The following is a 19,961-nucleotide window of genomic DNA, read 5'->3' as shown; positions in this document are numbered from 1 at the left end:
TTTGGAGACAGCATGGACACCGTCATTGAATCCCGGCCCGTCCCGGACGCGGTGAGCAAGCCGCGCATCGGTCTCGCGTGGCAGATCGTCATCGGGCTCGTCGTCGGCATCGCGACCGGGCTCGTGTTGAACCGGTTCCCCCAATTGCGCGACACCGCCATTTCCGGGTTCCTTCAGCCGGCCGGCGACATCTTCATCAAGCTGGTGCGGATGATCGTCGTGCCGATCGTGTTCACGAGCATGGTGATCGGCATCGCGGGCGTCGGCGACGGCAAGTCGCTCGGCCGCATCGGCCTGAAGACGCTGCTCTATTTCGAGGTGATCACGACGATCGCGATCGTGCTCGGGCTCGTGATCGGCAACGTGCTGCAGCCGGGCGTCGGCTCCGACATGTCGCAACTCGGGCACACGGACATCTCCCGCTACCAGCAAGCCACGCAACAGGTGCAGCAGGCGCACCACGGGCTGATGGCGCTGGTGCTCGGCGTCATCCCGGACAACATCGTCGCGTCGATGGCGAAGGGCGACCTGCTGCCGGTGATCTTTTTCTCGCTGCTGTTCGGGCTCGGGCTGCAGACCGTGCCGGAAGAACACCGCAAGCCGGTGCTCGCGATGCTCAAGGGCGTCGCCGACGCGATGTTCAAGGTCACGAACATGGTGATGCGCTATGCGCCCGTCGGCGTGTGCGCGCTCATCTCGGTCACGGTCGCGAGCTTCGGCTTCGGGTCGCTGCTGCCGCTGCTGAAGCTGGTCGCCGTGACCTATTTCGCGATCCTGCTGTTCGCGATCGCCGTGCTCGGCGTCACCGCGCGGCTGTTCGGGTTCCGCATCCTCGCCCTGCTGCGCGTGATCAAGGACGAGCTGATCATCGCGTTCTCGACCTGCAGTTCGGCGACCGTGCTGCCGCAGTTGATGAAGAAGATGGAGGACTACGGCGTGCCGAAGAGCATCACGACGTTCGTCGTGCCGACCGGCTACACGTTCAACCTCGACGGCGCGTCGATCTATCTCGGCATCGGCACGCTGTTCGTCGCGCAGCTGTACGGCGTGCATCTCGACTGGCAGCAGCAGGTCCTGCTGACGCTGACCATGGTCGTCACGTCGAAGGGGGCCGCGGGCGTGCCGGGCTTCATGTTCGTGATCATGCTCGCGACGCTCGCGAGCGCGGGGCTGCCGCTCGAAGGGCTGGCGTTCATCGCCGGTGTCGACCGGATCATGGACATGGGCCGCACCGCGCTGAACGTCGTCGGCAACGCACTCGCGCCGCTCGTCATCGCGAAATGGGAAGGCCAGTACGACGCGGAGAAGGGCCGCGCGTACCTCGAGTCGCTGCGCGGATGAACGCCGCCATGCATGCAGCGCACAACATTCGGAAGCAGACAGGAGTAGCGAAGATGAGCAGTACCCGTGGAGCACTTTTTCCCGACGCGTTGATGCAGCAGGTCAAGGCGCGCTTTCATCACGTCGATCACGACCTCGACGGTCGCGCGCGGCTGTTCTTCGACAACGCGGGCGGATCGTTCCGGCTGAAGGCGGCGGTCGACGCCTACGCGCGGATCGATGCGCTGCCCGATTGCCCGGAGCGCATTCATGAGCGCGCGCTCGACCTGCAGGCGATCCAGTCGCGCGGCGAGGACGACGTTCGCACGATCCTGAACGCGCGGGACGGCACCGTGTACGCGTCGCTGACGGCGTCGGGCGCGATATTCGACATGGTGCGCGCGATCATGGAGAACGTGCCCGGCACCAATGCGGTGACGACCGTGCTCGAGCATCCGTCGTCCTACGATGCGATGACGGTCTACGCGGAACGCACCGGCAAGACGCTGCGCGTCGCGCCCAGCAATCCCGAGACCGGCGGCGTCGACGTCGATGCGATCGTGTCGCTGGTCGACGCGGATACCGCGCTGCTCAGCGTGATGTACGCGTCGAACATTTCCGGCGCGAAGTTCGACATCGAGACGATCGTCGCCCGTGCGCGAGAGAAGAAGCCGGACCTGTTCATCGTCGTCGACGCGGTCCAGCATGCGCCGCACGGCATCATCGACCTGCAGCGCACGCCGGTCGACGGCATCAATTTCGCGCCGTACAAGTTCTTCGGTTGCCGCGGGTCGGGCATCTCGTGGCTGTCGCCGCGCGCGGCCGCGTTGCCGCATCATCGGCTCGCCGCGAAGGAGAACGGCGTATGGGAGCTGGGCAGCCCGGCACCCGCGCAGTTTGCGGTCGTGACGGCCATCGTCGATTACGTCACGTGGATCGGCCGGTATTTCATCGATTCGGACGACCGGCGCACGCTGTTCGTCGAGGGCATGCACCGGATCGAACTGCATGAGCGTGCGCTGCTGGCCGCATTGCTCGACGGGCTGCGGTCGATCGACGGCGTCGAGGTCTACTGGGATCACGACGACCTGACGAAGCGGGACCTGATCGTCGGGATCGGCTTCGCGAACCTCGAACCGACGCAGGCGGTGCGGGAATACGAGCAGCACGGCGCGATCGTCTACGAACGCGTTGCCTCGAGCCTGTATTCGGGGCGGATGCTGAAATCGTTCGGACTCGGCGGCGCGGTACGGATATCGCCGCTCCATTGCCACTCGCCGGACGATATCGCGCGGTTCCTGGCGATGACCGAAACGCTCGCAGCGAACCCCTGATCGACGACACGGCCCGGATCTCCCGGGCCGTGTCGCATCCGGCGCTGAACGAAGGGCGGATCGTTCATGACGCACGGGACAGGCTCATTGCCGGTCCACGGGTGCGGGGTCGTTCAGCAGTTCGACAACCCAGTCGATGAACGCACGCAGCTTTGCGCTGACGTGGCGGTTCGGCGGATACGCGATGTAAAGCGGCATCGGATCGAGTTGCCAGTCCTCGAACAGTGTGACGAGTTCGCCCCGCGCCAGCGGGGCTTTCGACATGTAACGCGGCAGCCACATGATGCCGAGGCCGGCCACGCCGGCCGCGAGATAGGCATTGCCGTCATCCACGGCGAGCGCGTAACGGCCTTGCACCTTCACCGTCTCGCCGCGGCGATGCATGGCGAGCGGATACAGATTGCCCGCGCGTCCCCACGAGAACCCGACGATGCGGTGATGCGAGTTCTCGAGCTCCGCGGGATGCGAGGGTGTGCCTGCCAGCGCGAGATAGCCCGGCGACGCGAAGACGCCGAGCGAAAGCGCCGTCACGCGCCGGGCGACCATCGATTGATCGGTCGGCTCGCCGCCGCGCACCACGCAATCCACGTTCTCTCCGATGATATCGACGGTGCGGTCGCTCACGCCCATGTCGATCTGGATGTCCGGATAGCGGGCGAGGAATGCCGGCAGCGCGGGGATCAGGATCAGGCGTGCGAACGGACTCGGCACGTCCACGCGAAGGCGGCCTCGCGGCACCGCCGATGCGCTCGACAGGCTCGTTTCCGCGTCGTCCATGTCGGCCAGCAGCCGGGTCACGCGCTCGTAGTACGCGATGCCGTCCGGCGTGACGTTGATCCTGCGCGTCGTCCGGTTCAGAAGACGGACACGCAAGCGCGCTTCGAGTTGCTGGACCAGGTGTGTGACCGTGGTCTTGCTCATATGCAGCGTTTCGGCCGCCTTCGTGAAGCTTCCGGCCTCGACGACCCGGACGAAAGCGCGCATCGCATCGAAGCGATCCATGAGTGTGTGCCTCGCGTTTGAATTGTTTGCATTCTACAAACAGTCATGGACAGGGTTCGCCGTTTATCGCGCGGGAGTCGGTCGGTAGAGTGGGGCGATCGAAACTCATGACCAGTAGAGGTGAAGATGGGCAAGCGCGATGTGGTGTTTCCGCCGGGACGTCGGGCGCTGTATGAGCGGAACAGGTACTCGCCGGCTGTAAGGGCCGGCGGGCTGCTGTTCGTGTCGGGGCAGGTCGGGAGTCGTGAGGATGGGACGCCGGAGCCGGATCTGCAGGAACAGGTGCGGCTCGCTTTTCGAAACCTGAATGCGGTTTTGCATGAGGCAGGGTGCACGTTCGACGATGTGGTCGACGTCACGGTGTTCATGGTCGATCCGCAAGCGACGTTCGAGCGCGTGTGGCAGGTCGTGCCGGAGTTCTGGGGCGATGCGCCGCATCCGTCGCTCACGGCGGTTGGCGTGACCTGGCTTTATGGATTCGACTTCGAGATCAAGGTTGTTGCGAAGATTCCGGTTGATCAATGACCGGTCGGAGGGGAGAGCCGTCGTCTTTCCGGGCGACGGGCTGGTGTTTTTTCTGGAGCCTTTCGGCCAGGAGTGGTCGTTCACACTCTTGAACGAGTGACCCAAATGCGTTCGGCTACGGCCGATCGCGTCCCCTGCGTGTCAGCTCACGAGAAATTCCAGGCCCGTTTTTTGAAAAACTCGCTCCGGACAAATTTTCGGTTGGATTCCCAAAGCGTATACTCCAGAAGACTTTCGGGCATATTTCAGTAAAGAACTTCTTCGTATGAGTTCCCGCGCACCCACGGTTGATGTCGGCCGTTCGCTTGAATGCGGCATTGCGCATAGTCATTTCAGCGTGCAGGGCGAACCGCCACGACGTCGCCTGCTGGCCTGGCGCGATCGGGTCGGTCATCTTGTTGACGTGCTGCCCTCGCGGTCTGATCTGGAGAGGCCGTTTCAGGCTTCAATTGACCGCTTTCAGGTTGGCGAGCTGGTGTTGACGGATTGCCGGTCCGACCTGATGGTTCTCGATCGCTCACTGGCCCGGATCTCGACGGACCGGGTACGCGACTTCGTCTTTCATGTGTTTTTGGAGGGTGGCGTCGACAACGTCGCCGTACGCACCTCTCATCGCAGTCCCACGCCCGCTCCGGCACGCATCCTCGCACTGGATATGAATCAGCCCTTTCGCATGCAACGCCTCGCATGCAGGGTAATCACGTTTTTCGTGCCGGGCGCGTTGGTTCAGGAAGTCTTTCCCGATCCGGAGGCCATCCACGGCCGGGTGCTCGATGGGACGATGCCACTCGAACGGCTGATCGTCGAACACGTCACGGCGCTCAGCCAGACAATTACCCGCATGCAAGCCCCTGAGGCGGACGACGCAATTCGCGCGGCGGGCAGGCTCCTGGTTGCCGCGTTCGGTCGGCAGGCACGCCTGAGCGGCGACGCGCGCGCGGCAGCTCGGGCGGCCATGTTCGGTCAGATTCGGCGCTATATTCGGGCGCACCTGACCGAGGACGCCCTCTCCCCCGAAAGCGTGCTGGCTGCGTTTCAATTTCCCCGCCCGACGCTTTATCGCCTGTTTCAGCACGAGGGCGGCGTTGGCGCGTATATCCGCCATCTGCGGCTGCGCCATGCGGCTGACGAGCTGATCCGTTATCCGCACGTCGCGGTAGCGGAAATTGCCTACGGATTCGGCTTTAAAAGCGCTTCTGATTTCACGCGCGCGTTCCGGCGGGCCTACGACATGGCGCCGCAGGATTTTCGGGCGCTGGTGAGCAGCAAGATGGTTCGAACGCCGTGAGCGAGGCGTCGACGCGTGCGCGGCGGGCTCAGGCTTCAGCGCGCCGTTCCTTGAAAAGCATCAGCGCGCAGAAGCTGACTCCACATGCGGGCGCGACATACCAGGCCGCAGACAGGGGATCACCGGTCCATTTGATCAAACCGGTCACGATGAATTGAGCGGTGCCGCCGAACAACGCGACGCTCAACGCATGCGAAACGGCCATGCCGCTCGCGCGCACCTGCGCGGGCAGCGCCTCGAGCACAAGCAGGGTGACCGCGACGGCGCCGAACGCCACCATGATGCTGAAGACTGCGACGCCGCACAGGATCGGCAGTACGCTCGTCGCGCGCGCGATCATCAGAAAGACCGGATAGACCAGCAGCGCCGAGCATCCCGAGGCCACAAGGGCCAATGGCTTGCGGCGCGGCAGACTGTCGATGAGACGGCCGGCCAGCGGCGGAATGACCACTAGCAGCAGCGCGGACAACGCGGAAGCCTGGAATCCGGTGACGGCGGGCATGTGCATCACGCGAGTCGCATAGCTCGGCATGAAGTAGACGATCGCGTAGACCGGTATGGTTTGTCCCATCGTCATCAGCATCGCCAGCACGATCGTCGTCCCATGTTGGCGGAACAGTTCGGTCAGGGGGGGGCCCGCGTGTCCGGCGCCGTTGGCGAGAAACGGATCATCGCGAAGCCGGCGGCGAACGTAGAGCCCGACTGGCGCGATCAAGAGACCGATCAGGAATGGGATTCGCCAGCCCCACAAGGCAAGCGCCGCCGGCGACACCGTGCTGGTGATCAGCACGCCCAGGGTCGCCCCCAGCAACGCGGCCGCGCCCTGACTAGCGAGCTGCCAGCTGACCAGATAGCCCCGGCGCGACACGGGCCCTGCCTCCAGGACGAAGGCAGCGGCAACGCCGATGTCGCCGCCAACGGCAAAGCCCTGCAACGATCGACCGGCGATGACAATGAGCGGCGCAATCACGCCTATGCTGGCAAACGACGGGCACAGGCCGAGCGCGGCGGTTCCCAGCGCCATCATCCAGCTCGTCCTTGCCATCGCTGCGCGGCGTCCCACGCGGTCCGCGTAAGTGCCGATGACCATTGCACCAACAGGCCGCATGAAAAACCCGATGCCAAATGTAGCGACGGCCCACAGCAAGGACGTCATCGGATCGTTCGCTGGGAAGAACCGGTCTCCGATCACCACCGCGAAAAATCCGAAAACGGTGAAATCGAACATTTCGAGGCCGGTCACAAGTGATGCTGCAACGACGGCTTTCGAAAGTTCACGTGGAGGTTCCTGATTGCCGGATAGCGGGTCGCACGGCGGGATGATAGGCGTGAACATGCGTTTGTAAGGTGATCAGTATTGGCGCACGAGTTTCACGTTGAAAACGCATTCTCGCTACTTGATGCGTTGCACGATACCACGTGCGCTTCTTCGCTGATCGACTGCGCACAGAGGGTTTGCGCTCCCGGAGGCCGTTACGGAAACATGGAATAGCCACGCCTCATCAGTTGAGGGGATCTCGGGAAACGTGCGGGAGATTCGCCAGACTGCCAGTCGGAGAATCATTGGTGATTGACTGGTGCTGGCCTGGGAACGGAACATCTTGAATGTTGTCCGATCGGCGGCTTCGGGTCGATCTGCGCCGGTCGCGCGTCGCTGGGCGGTGGCTGGCCGAGTTCGGCCACGTGCAGCCACTCGAATCCGCTGCCGGGGCGGCATTCGAACGTCAGCTCCGCGCGTTTTGAGCCGGTAACGAACCACCGGGGAGGTATCCGGCGGAGTTCGGCCATGATGAGCCATTCACGACCTGCGCCCGCATTCGCGCTTGAGTGCCGGCGTGACGCTCGCTGCAATTCGCTCGAAACTTGTTCTGCGATCTGCCGCGCCCGGTTGTTTTCATCGCTGTGCTCGCAGTGCGGCAAAACGAGTTTCCTGTCGCCCGTGCGGCCCCAATGAGTGGCGCTCTCGAACGCGTGAACCTCCCGATCATGGTGCTTTTGCACGGGCGAAACGTCGGCGCCAGGCGGCGTGTTGCACCGTCCGGATTCGAGGCACCTGCCCGGGTGCGGCCCGTGCGATGATGTGCCCTGACCAACATGAGAGATGGAATGACGACGACATTCGACGAGGCGACAACGGCGGCGATTGCCGCGTTTGCGCAATTGGATTTCTACACGGCTGTGCAAGCGATGCGCGCCGAGGCCGATTACGACCGCGAACGAGACCAGTGGATCTCGCGCTATATCGACGAGCACGGCGGCGGCGCCGACGATGCAGAATACGATGCCTTGCATGCGCAGGCCCAGGCAACCCCGGAATACGCGCAGTTCGTCGATGCGGTTCGCCGGGAACTCCTGGAATACTTCGGCGTGACTGACAATCAACTGGACTGGATGGTCGTGCTGCGCAATGACGACAGCGATGAGCTTTGGGCAGAAGTCAACCGGCAGCGGAGCGCGCTGGGAACCGGTGAAGTGCGCGGAGATCTCTGATCATTGCTTGCCATTGGGGTCTCAAGTCGTGCTGGGTGCGGGGCTGGAGTCAGGTCAGTCACGTGGTGCGCCGGGCTCTCGGTTGCTGCCACCGATCCGCTAAGGGAGGACAAGCTTTCGGATCTTCGGAACGAGTGACCGTTGTGCTCTGACACCTGCCCTCGGAGGTGCGACGGCTCGACCGGCAGCAACGGGTCGCAAGCGGGCAATCGCCAGAGCCAGCAATAGATGCCGGACTTCCATCGGATTCGAATCCTTGGTCTGCGGGCGGCGAGTCGCGGCAATCCATCTATGGGCCGCCATCGAGCTTGACCTTGAGGCGCCGCACCGCTTCGGTCGATTCGGCATCGATCTGCTTGCGCAGAGTTGCCCAGTTGAGCAGCGAGAACAGCAAAGTTGGCGCCCGGTAGGCAAAATCGCGCTCGAACCGCGTGCCGGCGCCGATCGGCGTCAGCGTGTACGTGACGGTCCCTGCCTTCCTCCCATCGATGTCGCCGTCAATGCTCCAGAATGTCGGAGCGCGGCGCCCCGCCACCGTCCAGACGACCGTCCCAGTGCGGCCCGCCACGCTGAAGTCCTCAGTCACCTTTTCTCCAACTTGCAGCGAATGATCGGTGGCGCCACGCACTGCCAGCGACGATGGATGCCATGCCGGCCAGTTTGCGGGTGTCGACACATATTCGAACACTTCTTCAGGCGCTCGCTGGATCGTGATCTCGCTGTGAATTTGTGTCATCGGCTGCCAGGGTAGTGGCACAAAAAGCAGCACGACAACCGCGCAGATCGCTATGAGCGCACGGAGGACTGTCTTACGAAATCGCATGGCATGAGGCTCGCAGAAAGGGGGGGCTGCCTCCACTATAGGCACGGTCACCATGTCACAGCGGTATGGCAAGGGGGCATTGCAACGCTTGAGGGCGGCCCAATCGCACCCTGTCTGCATAAGTCAGCAACCCTAATGTAAGACGCGCGTGTGCCGAGGCCTGGCCGGACGAGGAAATTGCGCACCAATTGCCGTGGGGCCAGAACCACAAATTGTCGGCCAGAAAGCGCCCTTTGGCGAGTTCACTTCAGTGAGCCGTTCCGGCCAATTCCAGCCGTTCGCGTGGCCTCTCGCACGGACACTCGAATGTCAGGTCCACTCGGATAGCGGCCCTTTATCGGTCAAACGTCCTCGTCGCATCGTTTTGAGGTTTATTCTGTTTTAAGCGATGGACATGTCGCTGCCATTCCATGCGTCCGCGCTAAGCGCCGGGATACCGGGCCAAAGTCCCCGCCGCCAGTTGCGCGAGTATCGCGCCGGCACCGCGATTATTTGCCATTGATCGTCGTCAGATAGCGTGCAATGTCGTCAATCTGCTCGGGCGGTAGCGGCGCGCCGTAAACCGTACGCATCTTCGCGACCTCCGCTTTCCAGGTGTCGAATGCAAGCGGCGGTTGGCGCATCACCATATCGACGGAATGGCACATTACGCACTGCTGATTGGCGAGATCGGCACCGGGTCCGGGCGGAAACGTCGACGCGCCGGCCGGCAGCACAACCTCGACCGCGCGCATGACCGCATTCGCCGTTGGCTTGCCCGGACCCGCTGCGATCGATGCAGTGCCGCCCATCGCAGCAGACAAGGCCAGAACGATCGCTGTGACTCTCATGACCATCTCCTCACACCGCGACAACCTTCAGCGATTCGACGACATTGCGCATGTACCCCCCGGGATTCCAATTCGGTTCATCTGGCTGCGCTTCACCCCTGTCGTTGATCACCTTCACCTTCAGCACATACTGCCCGGCGTGCCTTGGCACGAAGCGTGCTGTCCAGCGTCGGAAACTGAATTTGCCGACATCGCGCCCGAGGGAGGCCGGCGTCCATGACGTACCGCCGTCCGCGGAAAAAAGCACCTTGCCTACACCTGTATCGCCGCCGAACGCAATTCCGCGCACCGTGCACGGCGCGCCCGCGTCGAGCACCGAGCCGTCGCTCAGATTCGTGACGAATGATCTCGGCACCATCCGGTTGATCGCGACCGTCTTCACGCTGGTCTGCTGCGGCGACGTGCTCGCATGCGGCGTATCGGGAATTTGATAGGCCCTAGCCATCCAGAAATTCTGATCGGGCGTATCGATGACCTCGATGTCGTTCAACATTTTCACCCAATACGTCGAGTACCATCCCGGCACGACGAGCCGCAGCGGGAAGCCGTTCAACAGCGGCAGAGGCTGGCCGTTCATGCCGAACGCGAGCATGACTTCGCCGTTGCGCGCGTGATCGATGCCGAGCGCCTTGACGAAGTCCGGGGTAGCCGGCAGCAGTCCCTTATCGAGCCCCCGGTAGCGAACCTGTACGGCGCCGGCCTTGACGCCGGCACGATCGAGAACGTCCTTGAGGCGGACACCGGTCCACAGCGCGTTACCCATCGCGCCATTGCCCCATTCTCCACCCGCAACACGCGGCTTGAAGAAGCCGCGCGAATTGCCTGCGCACTGATTGACGGCGGCGACTTCGACGTGCTCGAAGCCGTTCATGATGTCCGCGAGCGACAGATCGAGGTTACGTGAGACCGAACCGTGAATCCTCAGACGGAACGTGCGGGCATCGACGCTCGCGGGAATGTCGGGAAGATGCCAGCGCACGAAGAAGCGGTCGTTCGGCGTAAATACGCCGTCGTCAAAGACGGAAAACGGTGTCTCGAGCAACGGTGGCCGGCTGCGCACGAGGACCATCTGGCCTTTTTGCGGGAAGGCTGACGTGAGCTCCCGCAGGCCGTTTTCGAATGGAAAGGTGATCGCGTCGGCTGCGTGCGCGAGTCTCGCCCAGCCGCCGACCGTGCTCGTGACGCCGCTTGCTGCGAGCGCATGAAGTAGACGCCGTCGCATGAGGCGGCATTCGTCGCTCATCGTGTTCTCCTCGGAATTCGCCAATGCCTGGATGAATGCTGCGCTGAGTTTATGCGAGGCACGTTTCAATATAGGTCGCCTACTGGGAGCGCTCTATCGGCAAAAGTCCGGAAACAGTTCTGAAGTGGCCAGGATGCCAGCAGCCATTCCCATTCCCCCTCTACGAGTACCCAGTCATCGGATAGCACGGTGTCGCAGTCCGGCCATGCTTCCAGTTGCTATCCAGGTTACCGTAGGGCACCCTCAAATCCCCGAGTAGTCGCCGCTCGATCAGAGAATTGAGATGCATGCCGGTCAACGGTTTCTATAATTAGAGCGTGCGCTATAAGTGCGAAGGAGACGGACATGCGACCGAAATTGAGTGCATGTATCGGACTCGCTTCGCTCCTGCTTCTCTCCTGCGGCGGAGGAGGCGGAACTGGAGGTGGCGGACCAGCCCCCTTCAATCTGCCATCTTCCATTGTGACCGGCGATTTTAATGCGGATGGCTTGCAGGACCTTGCCGTTGCAACGACCTTCGTCAGCTCCGCGCCGCCACACTCTGGATTTGTCGCGGTAGTCCTCCAGCGCCCATCGGCGGCAGGCACGTTCGCTCCCGGTGTGCACTACGCTACTGGCAGTGATCCGCAGATGGTCGTAGCCGCTGATCTGGATGGTGACGGCAAGCTCGATCTTGTGGTTTCCAACAGCAGCGCGGGCAGCGTATCGATTTTCATCCAGGATCACGCTAATCCCGGGACCTTCCTGCCACCGGTCGTCGCGTCGGTGGGCGGGCACCCCAGCGGCCTCGCGGTGGGCGACCTGAATGGTGACGGCAAACCAGACATCGTTGTGGCCACAGTGAGTCCCAATCTGGCAGTCCTGATTCAGAATCCGGCGGGCCCGCCGGGGTCATTCCTGCCGCCCGCCTCGGTGGCGGTTGGCAAATCGGCAGTCGCTGCCGCCATTGGTGACGTGAACGGGGATGGCGCGCAGGATCTCGTCGTGTTGACCCAGGACAACAATGGCAACGGGGATGTCGCGGTGCTCTTGCAGGATGCGGCGCACCCGGGAAGCTTCCTGTCTGCAACGGAGTTTGCGGCGGGCGCCCAGCCTACGGCACTCAAATTGGCGGACGTGAATGGCGATCACCTGCTTGATGCGATCGTCGCGAACGAGGGTACACCGACGAATCCTGATTCCGCGAGTGTCTCGGTGCTGCTTCAGGATCCGGCGCATCCCGGCAGCTTTCTGGCGCCGACCAACTATGCGACAGGCGCACGTTCCCAGGATGTTGCGATTGGAGATCTCGACGGCGACGGCAAACCCGACCTCGTGGTAGCCAACGCGGGACGTTTGTCCACGACCGGTAGCGTATCGGTCCTCCTGCAGGATCCCGGCCGACCAGGATCTTTCCTGCCTGCCGTCAACTATGCCGGTGTGCTACAGCCGCTGTCCGTTGCCATCGCTGATCTGAACGGCGACGGGAAGCCGGATATTGCCGTGGCCGACGCAGACATTGCAACCATCCTCTTTCAGCAGCCGGGCGCGCCCGGAAAATTCCTGCCGCCGGTAAAGGTGGGAAGCTGATGTATGGAAACGTGATTCATGTAGCTAATTCGACTGGAAACGTTTGTTTGCACACACACCCGGCACGCCACACAAACGTCCGTTGCCGTTGTTCTCATCAGCCGCGTCGCGCACAGGTGCAACCGACGCTCGAATGTCATACGCAGTCCCTTTGACCTGCTCCAGCCGATATCGCGCGTCACGTCGTGAAACCGGCTGGAGTGGATAGGTCGATAGTAAGCGAATGAGTGCTGACGCACTATGCACGTTCTTTTTCGCAGCCGTCAGGTGGGGATTCTTGCCGCACCAGCGGTTCTCCGCTGGAAACAGGTTCTGTCGCAAGGGAGAAGCCAATGAAGTACACAATTGTCATTGGTCTCATGCTGCTCCTCGGGGCATGTGCAACATCGAAAACCGTGGTGCTGGAGCCGACTAAGCCACACGCCCGATTGTCGGGGGTCGCCCTCGTGGAAAGCGGATCAACGGCGACGGTACCATCTGAAGTAACCGAGAAATTCCGATCAGTAGTCGAAAAAGGACTTTATGAGAATGACACCTTTACGCGCGGCAACGACTTGAGGATCGTCTACACGATTGTCTCCGACGATCCTGGGAACCAGTTTGAACGTTGGTTTTGGGGCGGTCTTGGCTATGCTGGCGAAGGTTCGCTTGTCATCATAGTTCGCTATCTCGATGCGACCGATACCGAGTTGGCAAAGACAGAGGTCGAAGGAAGGGTTAGCAGCGGCTTCTTCGGCGGATCATTCGACGAAGCTGTTACGAAGGCAGGTGAGGACATCGTCAAGTTTACGATCCAAAACTTCGGTGCGCGTTGATGCCGACTTCAGCAGGCTGTTGAAACGTCTTCTGGAGGTAGCGTTTTTCGGACCGCACAAATGACCGCTTTCCGTCGATCTGCGCCGGTCGCGCGCGCTGGGCAGTGGCCGGCCGAGTTCGGCCAACATCGGCAGTTCGACACCCAGCGCAAATTCGTCGACAATTGGCGTTCCAAGGCGCCTAGCTACCCGCGAAAAAGAGTATGGCCCGCCCGACCCGTCCACCCGACCTGATGGTGACCTTCTCTCTAACGGCGCAGCGATCAGACGGCTCGTTGAAAGAGGTTTTCTCAGGCTATCGTCCAATCTACAAAGTGCGCGCTGACTACTTGTCATCTGCACATCACGAATTCGTGGACGCCGCGGGCATCTGCACAGGGCAGCAAGGTAGGGCGGAGGTCTGGCTCTTATCGCCCGAGGCATATCCACACACGTTTTGGATTGGTCGGCGTGTTGAAGTAGCTGAGGGGTCAAGAGTTGTAGGCGTCGCAGAAGTGTTGCAAATACTCAATCCGTTGCTCGAATTGCGCGCAGATGGCTGAGTGCTTTGGTGTCGGCGGGGCACGCTCCATCGTCGGCTTTAGTCGACCGCATCGGACAGTCGTCGTGTTCGAATACAACTGGTCTGTAGGGCCCGAGGATTGATGGATATCGAAAAACTGGACTGGGCTGCTCCGTGGAGGTCTCTTTCGACCGAGCAAGAGGCTGTCGGACTACAGCGCCAGTTGGACAGGGAACTGACCGGACGGCATCCACTCTCTGGTCGTGGGGCAACTGTCATCGGCCGACGCGTTGATCGCGACGACGTTCTCGTGGTTCTTTTCGATGGCACGTACGCCAATGTGCATCTCACTTGGGGCCTGTCAAGCGTGGACCAGTTCGCCGACGAGTATCCGACGTGGTTTGCATATGGAACGCTTGATGACTTCGTCCTTGCGATGTCGAACGACTCGCGAGACGATGGTGACGCCTAGCTCCGGACGAACGCTTGGCGTTGTACCGCCAGCGCTTCGTTAATGGAGAACAATCGTTCATGTCAGCAGCCGACTTGGAGGCACGTCTTGCGAGTATTGCGCGCCAATCGGCATGGTTCTGGCCTGCACTCGTCGCTGCGCGTAATCTGAATCTTTCCTCGTGGTGTATCGGAGCCGGGGCGATACGCAACCTCGTGTGGGATGAACTGCACGCATTTCGGACGCCATCCGCGCTATCGGACATCGATGTCGCTTACTTTGACTCGACCGATTTATCCGCTGCGCGGGACGCGAGTCTCAAGCGCCGTTTGACCGCCACGCTTCCCGGTGTGCCGTGGGAGGTTACCAATCAAGCGGCCGTTCACGTCTGGTTCGAGCGAACCTTTGGCCATCCAGTGCCGCCGCTTGGCTCTCTGGAGGACGCAGTCGCATCGTGGCCGGAATTTGCAACCTCGGTCGGGATCGCGCTTTGTGATGATGATTCGGTAGACGTTATTGCGCCGCATGGGCTGGACGATCTTTTCTCGATGGTCATTCGGCGCAACCCGCAGCGCGTCAGTGTTGATACGTATCGAACGCGCGTTGCGGAAAAGCAGTACCGAAAGCGCTGGCCCCAAGTCGTCGTCGTACCTTGTTGATTACCGGAGGAATACCGGAGTGACAGGGGCGCTCAATCGGTTTTCGGGCGTGACGGGGCCCGATCTATTGGCTCCGCATGTTGGTTGCAGGAAGGTCGAATACGCGCATCCGCTTCCAACGCCCTGACGAGTTTTCAAGCAAAGACACGGAACTGCACCGTGTTCGAATCGGCTCAAGAATGCGCAGACGCTCTTCCAGTGCGGTGGCGGCGGAATTTGCTGTTACGGCGTCTCCGTGCGCGACGGTCAGGTGCGGAATTGTGCCATCGTGTACGCCGCCGTAGGGACGATACTGGGGAAAGCGTTCAACCAGGGCAGTTGTGAGCGCGACGAACGACTCGACAGGATCTGGGGTGAGGTAGGTGGTGGTCGGAAACCGACCGATCTGCGTCAATGAGAAATCGAACGATGGCACAAGGCTCAACGCGCTTTCGATGTGCCGAATGACATCTGACGTAATTTCGGCGGGTGGCATGAACGGAAACAGAAGCGTGATATGTGCCGGCACTCCCAAGCTTGCGGAAGCATCGAAGCGGCGCCGCAGGTCAGCGACTGCAGGTTCGGCTGCGGAAACCTCAACGACAAGCGCTGACGTGAACATGCTGCGATCGGTTTAGGTAAATTTCTTGAGAGTGTGCCACACCAGGTTGAATGGCCGCTATGGAGCGTTCCAGATGGTCCTTGTGGGTCGATCTGTGCTGGTCGCGCGTCGCTGGGTGGTGGCCGGCGGAGTTCTGCCAGGAACGGCCCTTCACCAGTGCGCTCAGGCGGACACGCCAACGTCAGGTCCACTCAGATAGCGGACCTTTGCCCCTCACTCATCCACGTCGGGTTAAGGCGACGAAGGTTAGAAACCCGAACCTACCAGACCAGGAACGCCATCGAACATGTCCCCGAAACCCGGCCGATCATCAAGGGCACGCCCCGTTTTCAGACCGCCCGGTCGCGGGTTCGACTACAGCGTGTGCGGGAAGGCGACATAACCGCCGTGCCGTTTCGGCCTAGAATCCTCTGAGGAGTTTCCAGTTATGTCAGCTATCAAGCGCATTGATCCGGGCTATCCGGCCGCGCCCCACAGGACGACTCGCTACCCTGCGGAGCACGTCACGTTGACGGCTGGCTCCAGGAAAAGGCTGCGCCCCTGCGCGCCGCATCGCAAGGTCGGGCGCGGTAAGGTCGGCATCGGTTGCAAGAGCAGCGATAAGTAGGCATCTGCGCCTCCTATATGGCGTCGGGATATAGAAGAGGCATAGCGGGATGTCCCGCGCCTCATCGTGGCGGTTGTGCTAGTGGAAACGGTCGGCCACGAAGAGTCGTTCGCTGGTGTCGTTAACCTGACACTCAGGTTTCGGCTTCGTTCAGTTTCCGGCCGTCCGCAGGCCGACGATACGTCCAGCTACGCTTATCACTGCAGGTAGAGTCTTCTGGAAAAGCCTTGCACCTGCATGGATATTTCCAGTCGTATTCCTTTATGGCGGGCTCGCGCCAGACGAGATTGGGTATGTTTCTCCATTGAAACAATTCTCGGAGAAAACAATCGTCCTCTGCGATAGGGAATCAGGGGCTCCTTGATGGATTAAGAGCTGGCTCAAATTATGCGAGGATGATTTGCCGGTTTGACGTTCAACCCGGCAGCATCGATAAAAAACAGTAAGTCACCTCGCTAAGGAAATTTCTGCTACTAGCCAGAATTTCACGATCGTAAATTACTCGGGGGAAAAGAGCATGAAGAATTCAGTCGCGCTTGTGGGTCGTCTCTTATTGCTGGTGACGATGCTCGCTCCCCCTGGATTTGCGCAAACACAGCCTCCGGCCCCGGTGGCTACAATGGAACGCCAAGCGCAGGACCCGGCCATTCGCATCGTCTCTTACAACGAAAAACACGTCATTGGAATCGACGGCAAAGACTTTGCCACCATGGCGGTGTCGATCCAGGTACTGAAGGCCAGCGCACTGGAAAACGCCAAGCAGAGCACGCTCGGCTTCAGCCGCAGTGCGGAGAAAATTGACGTACTCGAAGCCTATACGCTTAAGGCCAACGGAAAGCGCCTGCCCGTGCCACGTACAAGTTGGCAGATACGCAAAGACGAGGGTCACAAGGGCGCTACGGCGATGTTCTCCGACTACAGCAGCATCAGCTTGGTGTTTCCGGATCTGGCGGTGGGAGACACCACGGTGCTGAAATACCGCAAGTCAACAATCGAGCCGCTTTTCCCCGGCAAGCTTTCACTCGATCGAAGCTTCCCGCGCAGTCTGGCCGTCGACAATGCTGTTGTAAGCGTGGACGCGCCAGCAGCAATGCAACTGCAGTACGCCGCGCGAGACATGCAAGAAAGCATTGTGACCAAGGGCGGACGCCAATATCTGGTGTGGACCTTACAGAACAAGGCACCCCGGTTCACCGATCGCAATGACTGGTCGGTAGTTGACGCGGAATCTGAACCCGGTATTGCGTTGAGCAGCTTCACCGATTGGTCTGACCTCGCACGAAGCTATGTGAAGCGTGCCACACCAAAGGCTGTAGTGACGCCGCGCTTGCGTCAGCTTTCTGCGCAAATTGTGGCGGAGCGCACCACAGTCGAAGCCAAGGTCCATGCAATTTACGACTGGGTCAGTCAAAACATCACCTACGGCGGAAACTGCGTGGGCATTGGCGCTGTCGTGCCTCGTGACCTGGATGTCGTCCTCGATGCAAAAATGGGCGACTGCAAGGACCACGCTACGCTTATGCAAGCGTTGCTTGCAGCCCAAGGTGTTGCCAGCGAACAAGTACTCGTCAATGCGGGCAATGTTTACAAGCTCCCCAAGATCGTCGTGGCCTCGACGGTCAACCATGTGATTAACTACGTGCCGGAAATCGGCCTCTTCCTGGATGCCACTGCCGGCGGCACCGTGTTTGGCCGCCTGCCCGTAGCAGATCAGGACAAGCCCGTGCTTAGCGCGTCTTCTGATGTGCCGGCCCGCACTCCGGTCGACAAGGGTAACCACACCCAATTCGTGAGTTCTCACCTGCGCATTGACAATGACGGCTCGGTTGAGGGCGATATCACAGTGCAAGTGACGGGACGGTTTGCAGAGGAGGCACGCCAGCGCCTTCTCAATATCGGCAAAGAGGAGCAGGCGCGCTTCATCCGAGAAGCGTTCCGCCATAATGGCTTTGAGGCCGAAGGCACCTTTGATTTCGACGACCCGCATCCACTGGTGGACCATTTTTCCTATAAGGGGACGTTCAGGGTGCGAAAGGCGATCACCTATCCAGGATCGGGCGGGCTCCGAATCATTCCCTGGATATACACCGAGGCGCCGGTGGCCCGTTTTGCGGAGCAAGCCTTGCTGCCCATCGAGCCCCAAGATACGGTGTGCCTGCCCGGCACAACTAAAGAGGAGTACGTCATCACGCTGCCCGAAAAGCTCAAAGTGCTGTCCCTGCCTGAGGATGCCACGGTCGACAGTAAACTTCTCAGCTATGAAAGCCACTATTCACTGGAAGGGCGCGAGTTGAAAGCGACCCGCACATTGAATGACCGGAGCCCTGCCAATATCTGCTCGGCCGACGTCTCGAAGCAAATCAGTGAGGCCCTGCGCCCCGTTTTGGATGACATGCGTCAGCAATTGCTCTACAAGTAGGCTGCGTCGTACTGCGGAATAACCGTGTCATTACTTACACAGGGCGAAAGTTGACCATGAAGAAGTGGCTAGCGGTAGCGGGGATCGCCGTAGCGGCGTTTGTCATAAAAGTCATTGCTATCGGGGGTGGGGCGGCAGCCGGGAGTGCCGCAGTTCATGCGTACAACGATTCGAAACAGCATGAGGTGATACAAGCAAAGTTGGTCGAGGTCATGAACCAGATCAACAAGAGCGTGCCTGTCATGGTCGACAAGGTCACGCGTCTGGACAGCGCGAACGGCCTTGCGTGGCAACTCACCTACAGCTACACGTTCGTGGGTACGAAGGCCAGCGAGGTCAACACTGCGGCTCTCAATAGGGCGATGCGCCCATATCTGTTCAATGCCGTTTGTAAGGGCGACGTCATGAAGGTGTTCGTTGACAATGACATTCCTGTGACATACATCTATCACGACGACTACGGCGTGGAGATCGCAAGGTACCGCTATACACAAACCGATTGTCGACGCGGAAATAATGCGAGCAAGCCAGCGGCCTGATCGCGTCGGGGGGCTGACCAAGGCCGATACTCGAATGACTGGAAGGGACGACGACTTGTCCTCGCTTGACGGCACGGAATGACCGTTCCGCCAGAAGCGGTCATTGGACTGACGGTGCAAGACTGGCGACAATCTTCAGCACCAAACTTCGGGGGCTTCGATACGGTCATGAAATTCATCCTCGAAACCATTGATGTGAACACGGCGTGTCCAGCAAAAAGCTTTCCGATCGAAGTGCCTAATTTGTCAGTCATTTCCTCTTTGTTGGAAGACGCGGAATTTGACGGCGACCGTGACTATGAGTTGGGCCCGCACGAGACGGCTAGGCTCTCATCGCATTTTGGTTTCTCGGTTGGAGAATTGGCCTCGGCAGTTCTGAGACCCCGTCATTGGCTTGATGACCTTCCTTACCAGGTCCATACAAATCGGGAGCTAGCGCTGATGCTTGACGGCATGAAACCCTTTGCCGCCTTCCGCGAAGAATATCCATCGTTGGCAGACGAGAGCGTAATTCCAGAGCAACTATTCGATCTCTATGTGGCGGATGGACGATTTATCAAGAGGGAGTACGTTGAAACGAAAATTCTGAAAGGCTTCCGTGCAAGACGCGTTTTGTATGCACGGCCTGACGAAGCTGCGCGGCGTCATTGCTTTGTTGTTCGGCGCTTCATGAGCCCGACAACAGTGCGGCGAGACTCATCGAATCGAAGTGTCCAGAGCGTGCGGCCCCTGACGCAGGCGCTTCATGATGAAGTTTGTGCAGGTGCGTAGCTTGGGCGAACTCTGAAGTTTGGCGGCGGTGACCGCCCACACGTTGGCCTCCTGGCGGTATTCGGGCAGGATGCGCTGCAGCTTTCCAGATTTGAGCTGTATTAGCCGGGACTTGATCTGACAGGTAGTCGGGCCGACAAAGAACAAGTCGTCAATGGGGGATGAGTTTCTCC

General features: G+C 60.5%; 19 protein-coding genes. 12 read left to right on the top strand and 7 right to left on the bottom strand.

The window, feature by feature from the left end:
* Window positions 1-12: 12 nt before the first annotated feature.
* The gene (gene gltP / locus DIE23_RS34610) at window positions 13-1,341 is read left to right on the top strand and encodes a glutamate/aspartate:proton symporter GltP (RefSeq protein ID WP_124616793.1); all 1,329 of its coding nucleotides are present in this window, start codon (window positions 13-15) and stop codon (window positions 1,339-1,341) included.
* Window positions 1,342-1,394: 53 nt separating this feature from the next.
* The gene (locus DIE23_RS34605; protein WP_124616791.1) at window positions 1,395-2,654 is read left to right on the top strand and encodes an aminotransferase class V-fold PLP-dependent enzyme; all 1,260 of its coding nucleotides are present in this window, start codon (window positions 1,395-1,397) and stop codon (window positions 2,652-2,654) included.
* Between the two features lie 84 nt (window positions 2,655-2,738).
* Here DIE23_RS34605 and DIE23_RS34600 read toward each other — a convergent pair whose 3' ends face one another.
* Window positions 2,739-3,656 (bottom strand): LysR family transcriptional regulator, encoded by a 918-nt coding sequence (locus tag DIE23_RS34600; protein WP_124616789.1) that lies wholly within the window; start codon window positions 3,654-3,656, stop codon window positions 2,739-2,741.
* A gap of 126 nt (window positions 3,657-3,782) precedes the next feature.
* Here DIE23_RS34600 and DIE23_RS34595 point away from each other — a divergent pair, with 126 nt between their 5' ends.
* Both DIE23_RS34595 and DIE23_RS34590 read left to right on the top strand, forming a co-directional pair.
* Window positions 3,783-4,181: a RidA family protein gene (locus DIE23_RS34595; RefSeq protein ID WP_124616787.1), complete on the top strand. Its 399-nt coding sequence runs from the start codon at window positions 3,783-3,785 to the stop codon at window positions 4,179-4,181.
* A 265-nt stretch (window positions 4,182-4,446) separates the two neighbouring features.
* Window positions 4,447-5,469: a helix-turn-helix domain-containing protein gene (locus tag DIE23_RS34590; RefSeq protein WP_124616786.1), complete on the top strand. Its 1,023-nt coding sequence runs from the start codon at window positions 4,447-4,449 to the stop codon at window positions 5,467-5,469.
* Window positions 5,470-5,497: 28 nt separating this feature from the next.
* Here DIE23_RS34590 and DIE23_RS34585 read toward each other — a convergent pair whose 3' ends face one another.
* Together DIE23_RS34585 and DIE23_RS34580 are read right to left on the bottom strand one after the other, a co-directional pair.
* Window positions 5,498-6,805: an MFS transporter gene (locus DIE23_RS34585; protein WP_124616778.1), complete on the bottom strand. Its 1,308-nt coding sequence runs from the start codon at window positions 6,803-6,805 to the stop codon at window positions 5,498-5,500.
* A 224-nt stretch (window positions 6,806-7,029) separates the two neighbouring features.
* Entirely contained in the window at window positions 7,030-7,470 is a 441-nt protein-coding gene (locus DIE23_RS34580) for a hypothetical protein (protein ID WP_124616777.1), read from the bottom strand.
* A 105-nt stretch (window positions 7,471-7,575) separates the two neighbouring features.
* Here DIE23_RS34580 and DIE23_RS34575 point away from each other — a divergent pair, with 105 nt between their 5' ends.
* Window positions 7,576-7,959 carry an ATP-dependent protease gene (locus DIE23_RS34575; RefSeq protein WP_124616775.1) on the top strand — a complete coding sequence of 128 codons (384 nt, stop codon included), beginning with the start codon at window positions 7,576-7,578 and terminating at the stop codon, window positions 7,957-7,959.
* 289 nt (window positions 7,960-8,248) lie between these two features.
* Here the strand turns inward: DIE23_RS34575 and DIE23_RS34570 are convergent, their stop codons facing one another.
* The 3 genes from DIE23_RS34570 to DIE23_RS34560 all read right to left on the bottom strand — a co-directional run bounded on the left by DIE23_RS34570 (window position 8,249) and on the right by DIE23_RS34560 (window position 10,855).
* On the bottom strand, window positions 8,249-8,782 hold the full coding sequence (locus tag DIE23_RS34570) for an SRPBCC family protein (RefSeq protein WP_124616773.1): 534 nt from the start codon (window positions 8,780-8,782) through the stop codon (window positions 8,249-8,251).
* A gap of 488 nt (window positions 8,783-9,270) precedes the next feature.
* Window positions 9,271-9,612, bottom strand: coding sequence for a cytochrome c (locus DIE23_RS34565; RefSeq protein ID WP_124616771.1), 342 nt, complete (start codon window positions 9,610-9,612; stop codon window positions 9,271-9,273).
* A 10-nt stretch (window positions 9,613-9,622) separates the two neighbouring features.
* Window positions 9,623-10,855, bottom strand: a complete 1,233-nt coding sequence (locus DIE23_RS34560) for a molybdopterin-dependent oxidoreductase (RefSeq protein WP_124616769.1) — start codon at window positions 10,853-10,855, stop codon at window positions 9,623-9,625.
* Window positions 10,856-11,200: 345 nt separating this feature from the next.
* Here DIE23_RS34560 and DIE23_RS34555 point away from each other — a divergent pair, with 345 nt between their 5' ends.
* The 4 genes from DIE23_RS34555 (at window position 11,201) to DIE23_RS34540 (ending at window position 14,851) form a co-directional block, all read left to right on the top strand.
* Window positions 11,201-12,424, top strand: a complete 1,224-nt coding sequence (locus DIE23_RS34555; protein WP_124616768.1) for a VCBS repeat-containing protein — start codon at window positions 11,201-11,203, stop codon at window positions 12,422-12,424.
* 332 nt (window positions 12,425-12,756) lie between these two features.
* Window positions 12,757-13,239, top strand: coding sequence for a hypothetical protein (locus tag DIE23_RS34550; RefSeq protein WP_124616766.1), 483 nt, complete (start codon window positions 12,757-12,759; stop codon window positions 13,237-13,239).
* Between the two features lie 644 nt (window positions 13,240-13,883).
* Window positions 13,884-14,213 (top strand): hypothetical protein, encoded by a 330-nt coding sequence (locus tag DIE23_RS34545; protein WP_124616764.1) that lies wholly within the window; start codon window positions 13,884-13,886, stop codon window positions 14,211-14,213.
* A 59-nt stretch (window positions 14,214-14,272) separates the two neighbouring features.
* On the top strand, window positions 14,273-14,851 hold the full coding sequence (locus DIE23_RS34540; protein ID WP_124616762.1) for a nucleotidyltransferase family protein: 579 nt from the start codon (window positions 14,273-14,275) through the stop codon (window positions 14,849-14,851).
* Window positions 14,852-14,915: 64 nt separating this feature from the next.
* Here the strand turns inward: DIE23_RS34540 and DIE23_RS34535 are convergent, their stop codons facing one another.
* Window positions 14,916-15,452, bottom strand: a complete 537-nt coding sequence (locus DIE23_RS34535; RefSeq protein WP_124616760.1) for a 2'-5' RNA ligase family protein — start codon at window positions 15,450-15,452, stop codon at window positions 14,916-14,918.
* 1,124 nt (window positions 15,453-16,576) lie between these two features.
* Here DIE23_RS34535 and DIE23_RS34525 point away from each other — a divergent pair.
* From DIE23_RS34525 to DIE23_RS34515, 3 genes are all read left to right on the top strand, one after another.
* Window positions 16,577-18,478 (top strand): DUF3857 and transglutaminase domain-containing protein, encoded by a 1,902-nt coding sequence (locus DIE23_RS34525; RefSeq protein ID WP_124616756.1) that lies wholly within the window; start codon window positions 16,577-16,579, stop codon window positions 18,476-18,478.
* Window positions 18,479-18,534: 56 nt separating this feature from the next.
* Window positions 18,535-19,017: a hypothetical protein gene (locus DIE23_RS34520; RefSeq protein WP_124616754.1), complete on the top strand. Its 483-nt coding sequence runs from the start codon at window positions 18,535-18,537 to the stop codon at window positions 19,015-19,017.
* A 168-nt stretch (window positions 19,018-19,185) separates the two neighbouring features.
* Complete coding sequence (locus tag DIE23_RS34515) at window positions 19,186-19,788, top strand: hypothetical protein (RefSeq protein WP_124616752.1); 603 nt, start codon at window positions 19,186-19,188, stop codon at window positions 19,786-19,788.
* Window positions 19,789-19,961 lie beyond the last annotated feature (173 nt).

Source organism: Burkholderia sp. Bp9143 (genome assembly GCF_003853645.1).
In the GTDB taxonomy this organism is placed as follows: Bacteria; Pseudomonadota; Gammaproteobacteria; order Burkholderiales; family Burkholderiaceae; genus Burkholderia.
Note: the sequence above shows the minus strand (reverse complement) of the source record. Positions and strands in the feature narration are given on the sequence as shown.

What these genes read in the sequence shown, in the direction of transcription:
- gltP (WP_124616793.1), top strand. Translation starts at nt 13, where the DNA reads ATGGACACCGTCATTGAATCCCGGCCCGTCCCGGACGCGGTGAGCAAG.
- DIE23_RS34560 (WP_124616769.1), bottom strand. Translation starts at nt 10,855, where the DNA reads ATGAGCGACGAATGCCGCCTCATGCGACGGCGTCTACTTCATGCGCTC.
- DIE23_RS34520 (WP_124616754.1), top strand. Translation starts at nt 18,535, where the DNA reads ATGAAGAAGTGGCTAGCGGTAGCGGGGATCGCCGTAGCGGCGTTTGTC.
- DIE23_RS34565 (WP_124616771.1), bottom strand. Translation starts at nt 9,612, where the DNA reads ATGAGAGTCACAGCGATCGTTCTGGCCTTGTCTGCTGCGATGGGCGGC.
- DIE23_RS34555 (WP_124616768.1), top strand. Translation starts at nt 11,201, where the DNA reads ATGCGACCGAAATTGAGTGCATGTATCGGACTCGCTTCGCTCCTGCTT.
- DIE23_RS34550 (WP_124616766.1), top strand. Translation starts at nt 12,757, where the DNA reads ATGAAGTACACAATTGTCATTGGTCTCATGCTGCTCCTCGGGGCATGT.
- DIE23_RS34540 (WP_124616762.1), top strand. Translation starts at nt 14,273, where the DNA reads ATGTCAGCAGCCGACTTGGAGGCACGTCTTGCGAGTATTGCGCGCCAA.
- DIE23_RS34570 (WP_124616773.1), bottom strand. Translation starts at nt 8,782, where the DNA reads ATGCGATTTCGTAAGACAGTCCTCCGTGCGCTCATAGCGATCTGCGCG.
- DIE23_RS34595 (WP_124616787.1), top strand. Translation starts at nt 3,783, where the DNA reads ATGGGCAAGCGCGATGTGGTGTTTCCGCCGGGACGTCGGGCGCTGTAT.
- DIE23_RS34575 (WP_124616775.1), top strand. Translation starts at nt 7,576, where the DNA reads ATGACGACGACATTCGACGAGGCGACAACGGCGGCGATTGCCGCGTTT.
- DIE23_RS34585 (WP_124616778.1), bottom strand. Translation starts at nt 6,805, where the DNA reads ATGTTCACGCCTATCATCCCGCCGTGCGACCCGCTATCCGGCAATCAG.
- DIE23_RS34605 (WP_124616791.1), top strand. Translation starts at nt 1,395, where the DNA reads ATGAGCAGTACCCGTGGAGCACTTTTTCCCGACGCGTTGATGCAGCAG.
- DIE23_RS34535 (WP_124616760.1), bottom strand. Translation starts at nt 15,452, where the DNA reads ATGTTCACGTCAGCGCTTGTCGTTGAGGTTTCCGCAGCCGAACCTGCA.
- DIE23_RS34600 (WP_124616789.1), bottom strand. Translation starts at nt 3,656, where the DNA reads ATGGATCGCTTCGATGCGATGCGCGCTTTCGTCCGGGTCGTCGAGGCC.
- DIE23_RS34525 (WP_124616756.1), top strand. Translation starts at nt 16,577, where the DNA reads ATGAAGAATTCAGTCGCGCTTGTGGGTCGTCTCTTATTGCTGGTGACG.
- DIE23_RS34545 (WP_124616764.1), top strand. Translation starts at nt 13,884, where the DNA reads ATGGATATCGAAAAACTGGACTGGGCTGCTCCGTGGAGGTCTCTTTCG.
- DIE23_RS34590 (WP_124616786.1), top strand. Translation starts at nt 4,447, where the DNA reads ATGAGTTCCCGCGCACCCACGGTTGATGTCGGCCGTTCGCTTGAATGC.
- DIE23_RS34515 (WP_124616752.1), top strand. Translation starts at nt 19,186, where the DNA reads ATGAAATTCATCCTCGAAACCATTGATGTGAACACGGCGTGTCCAGCA.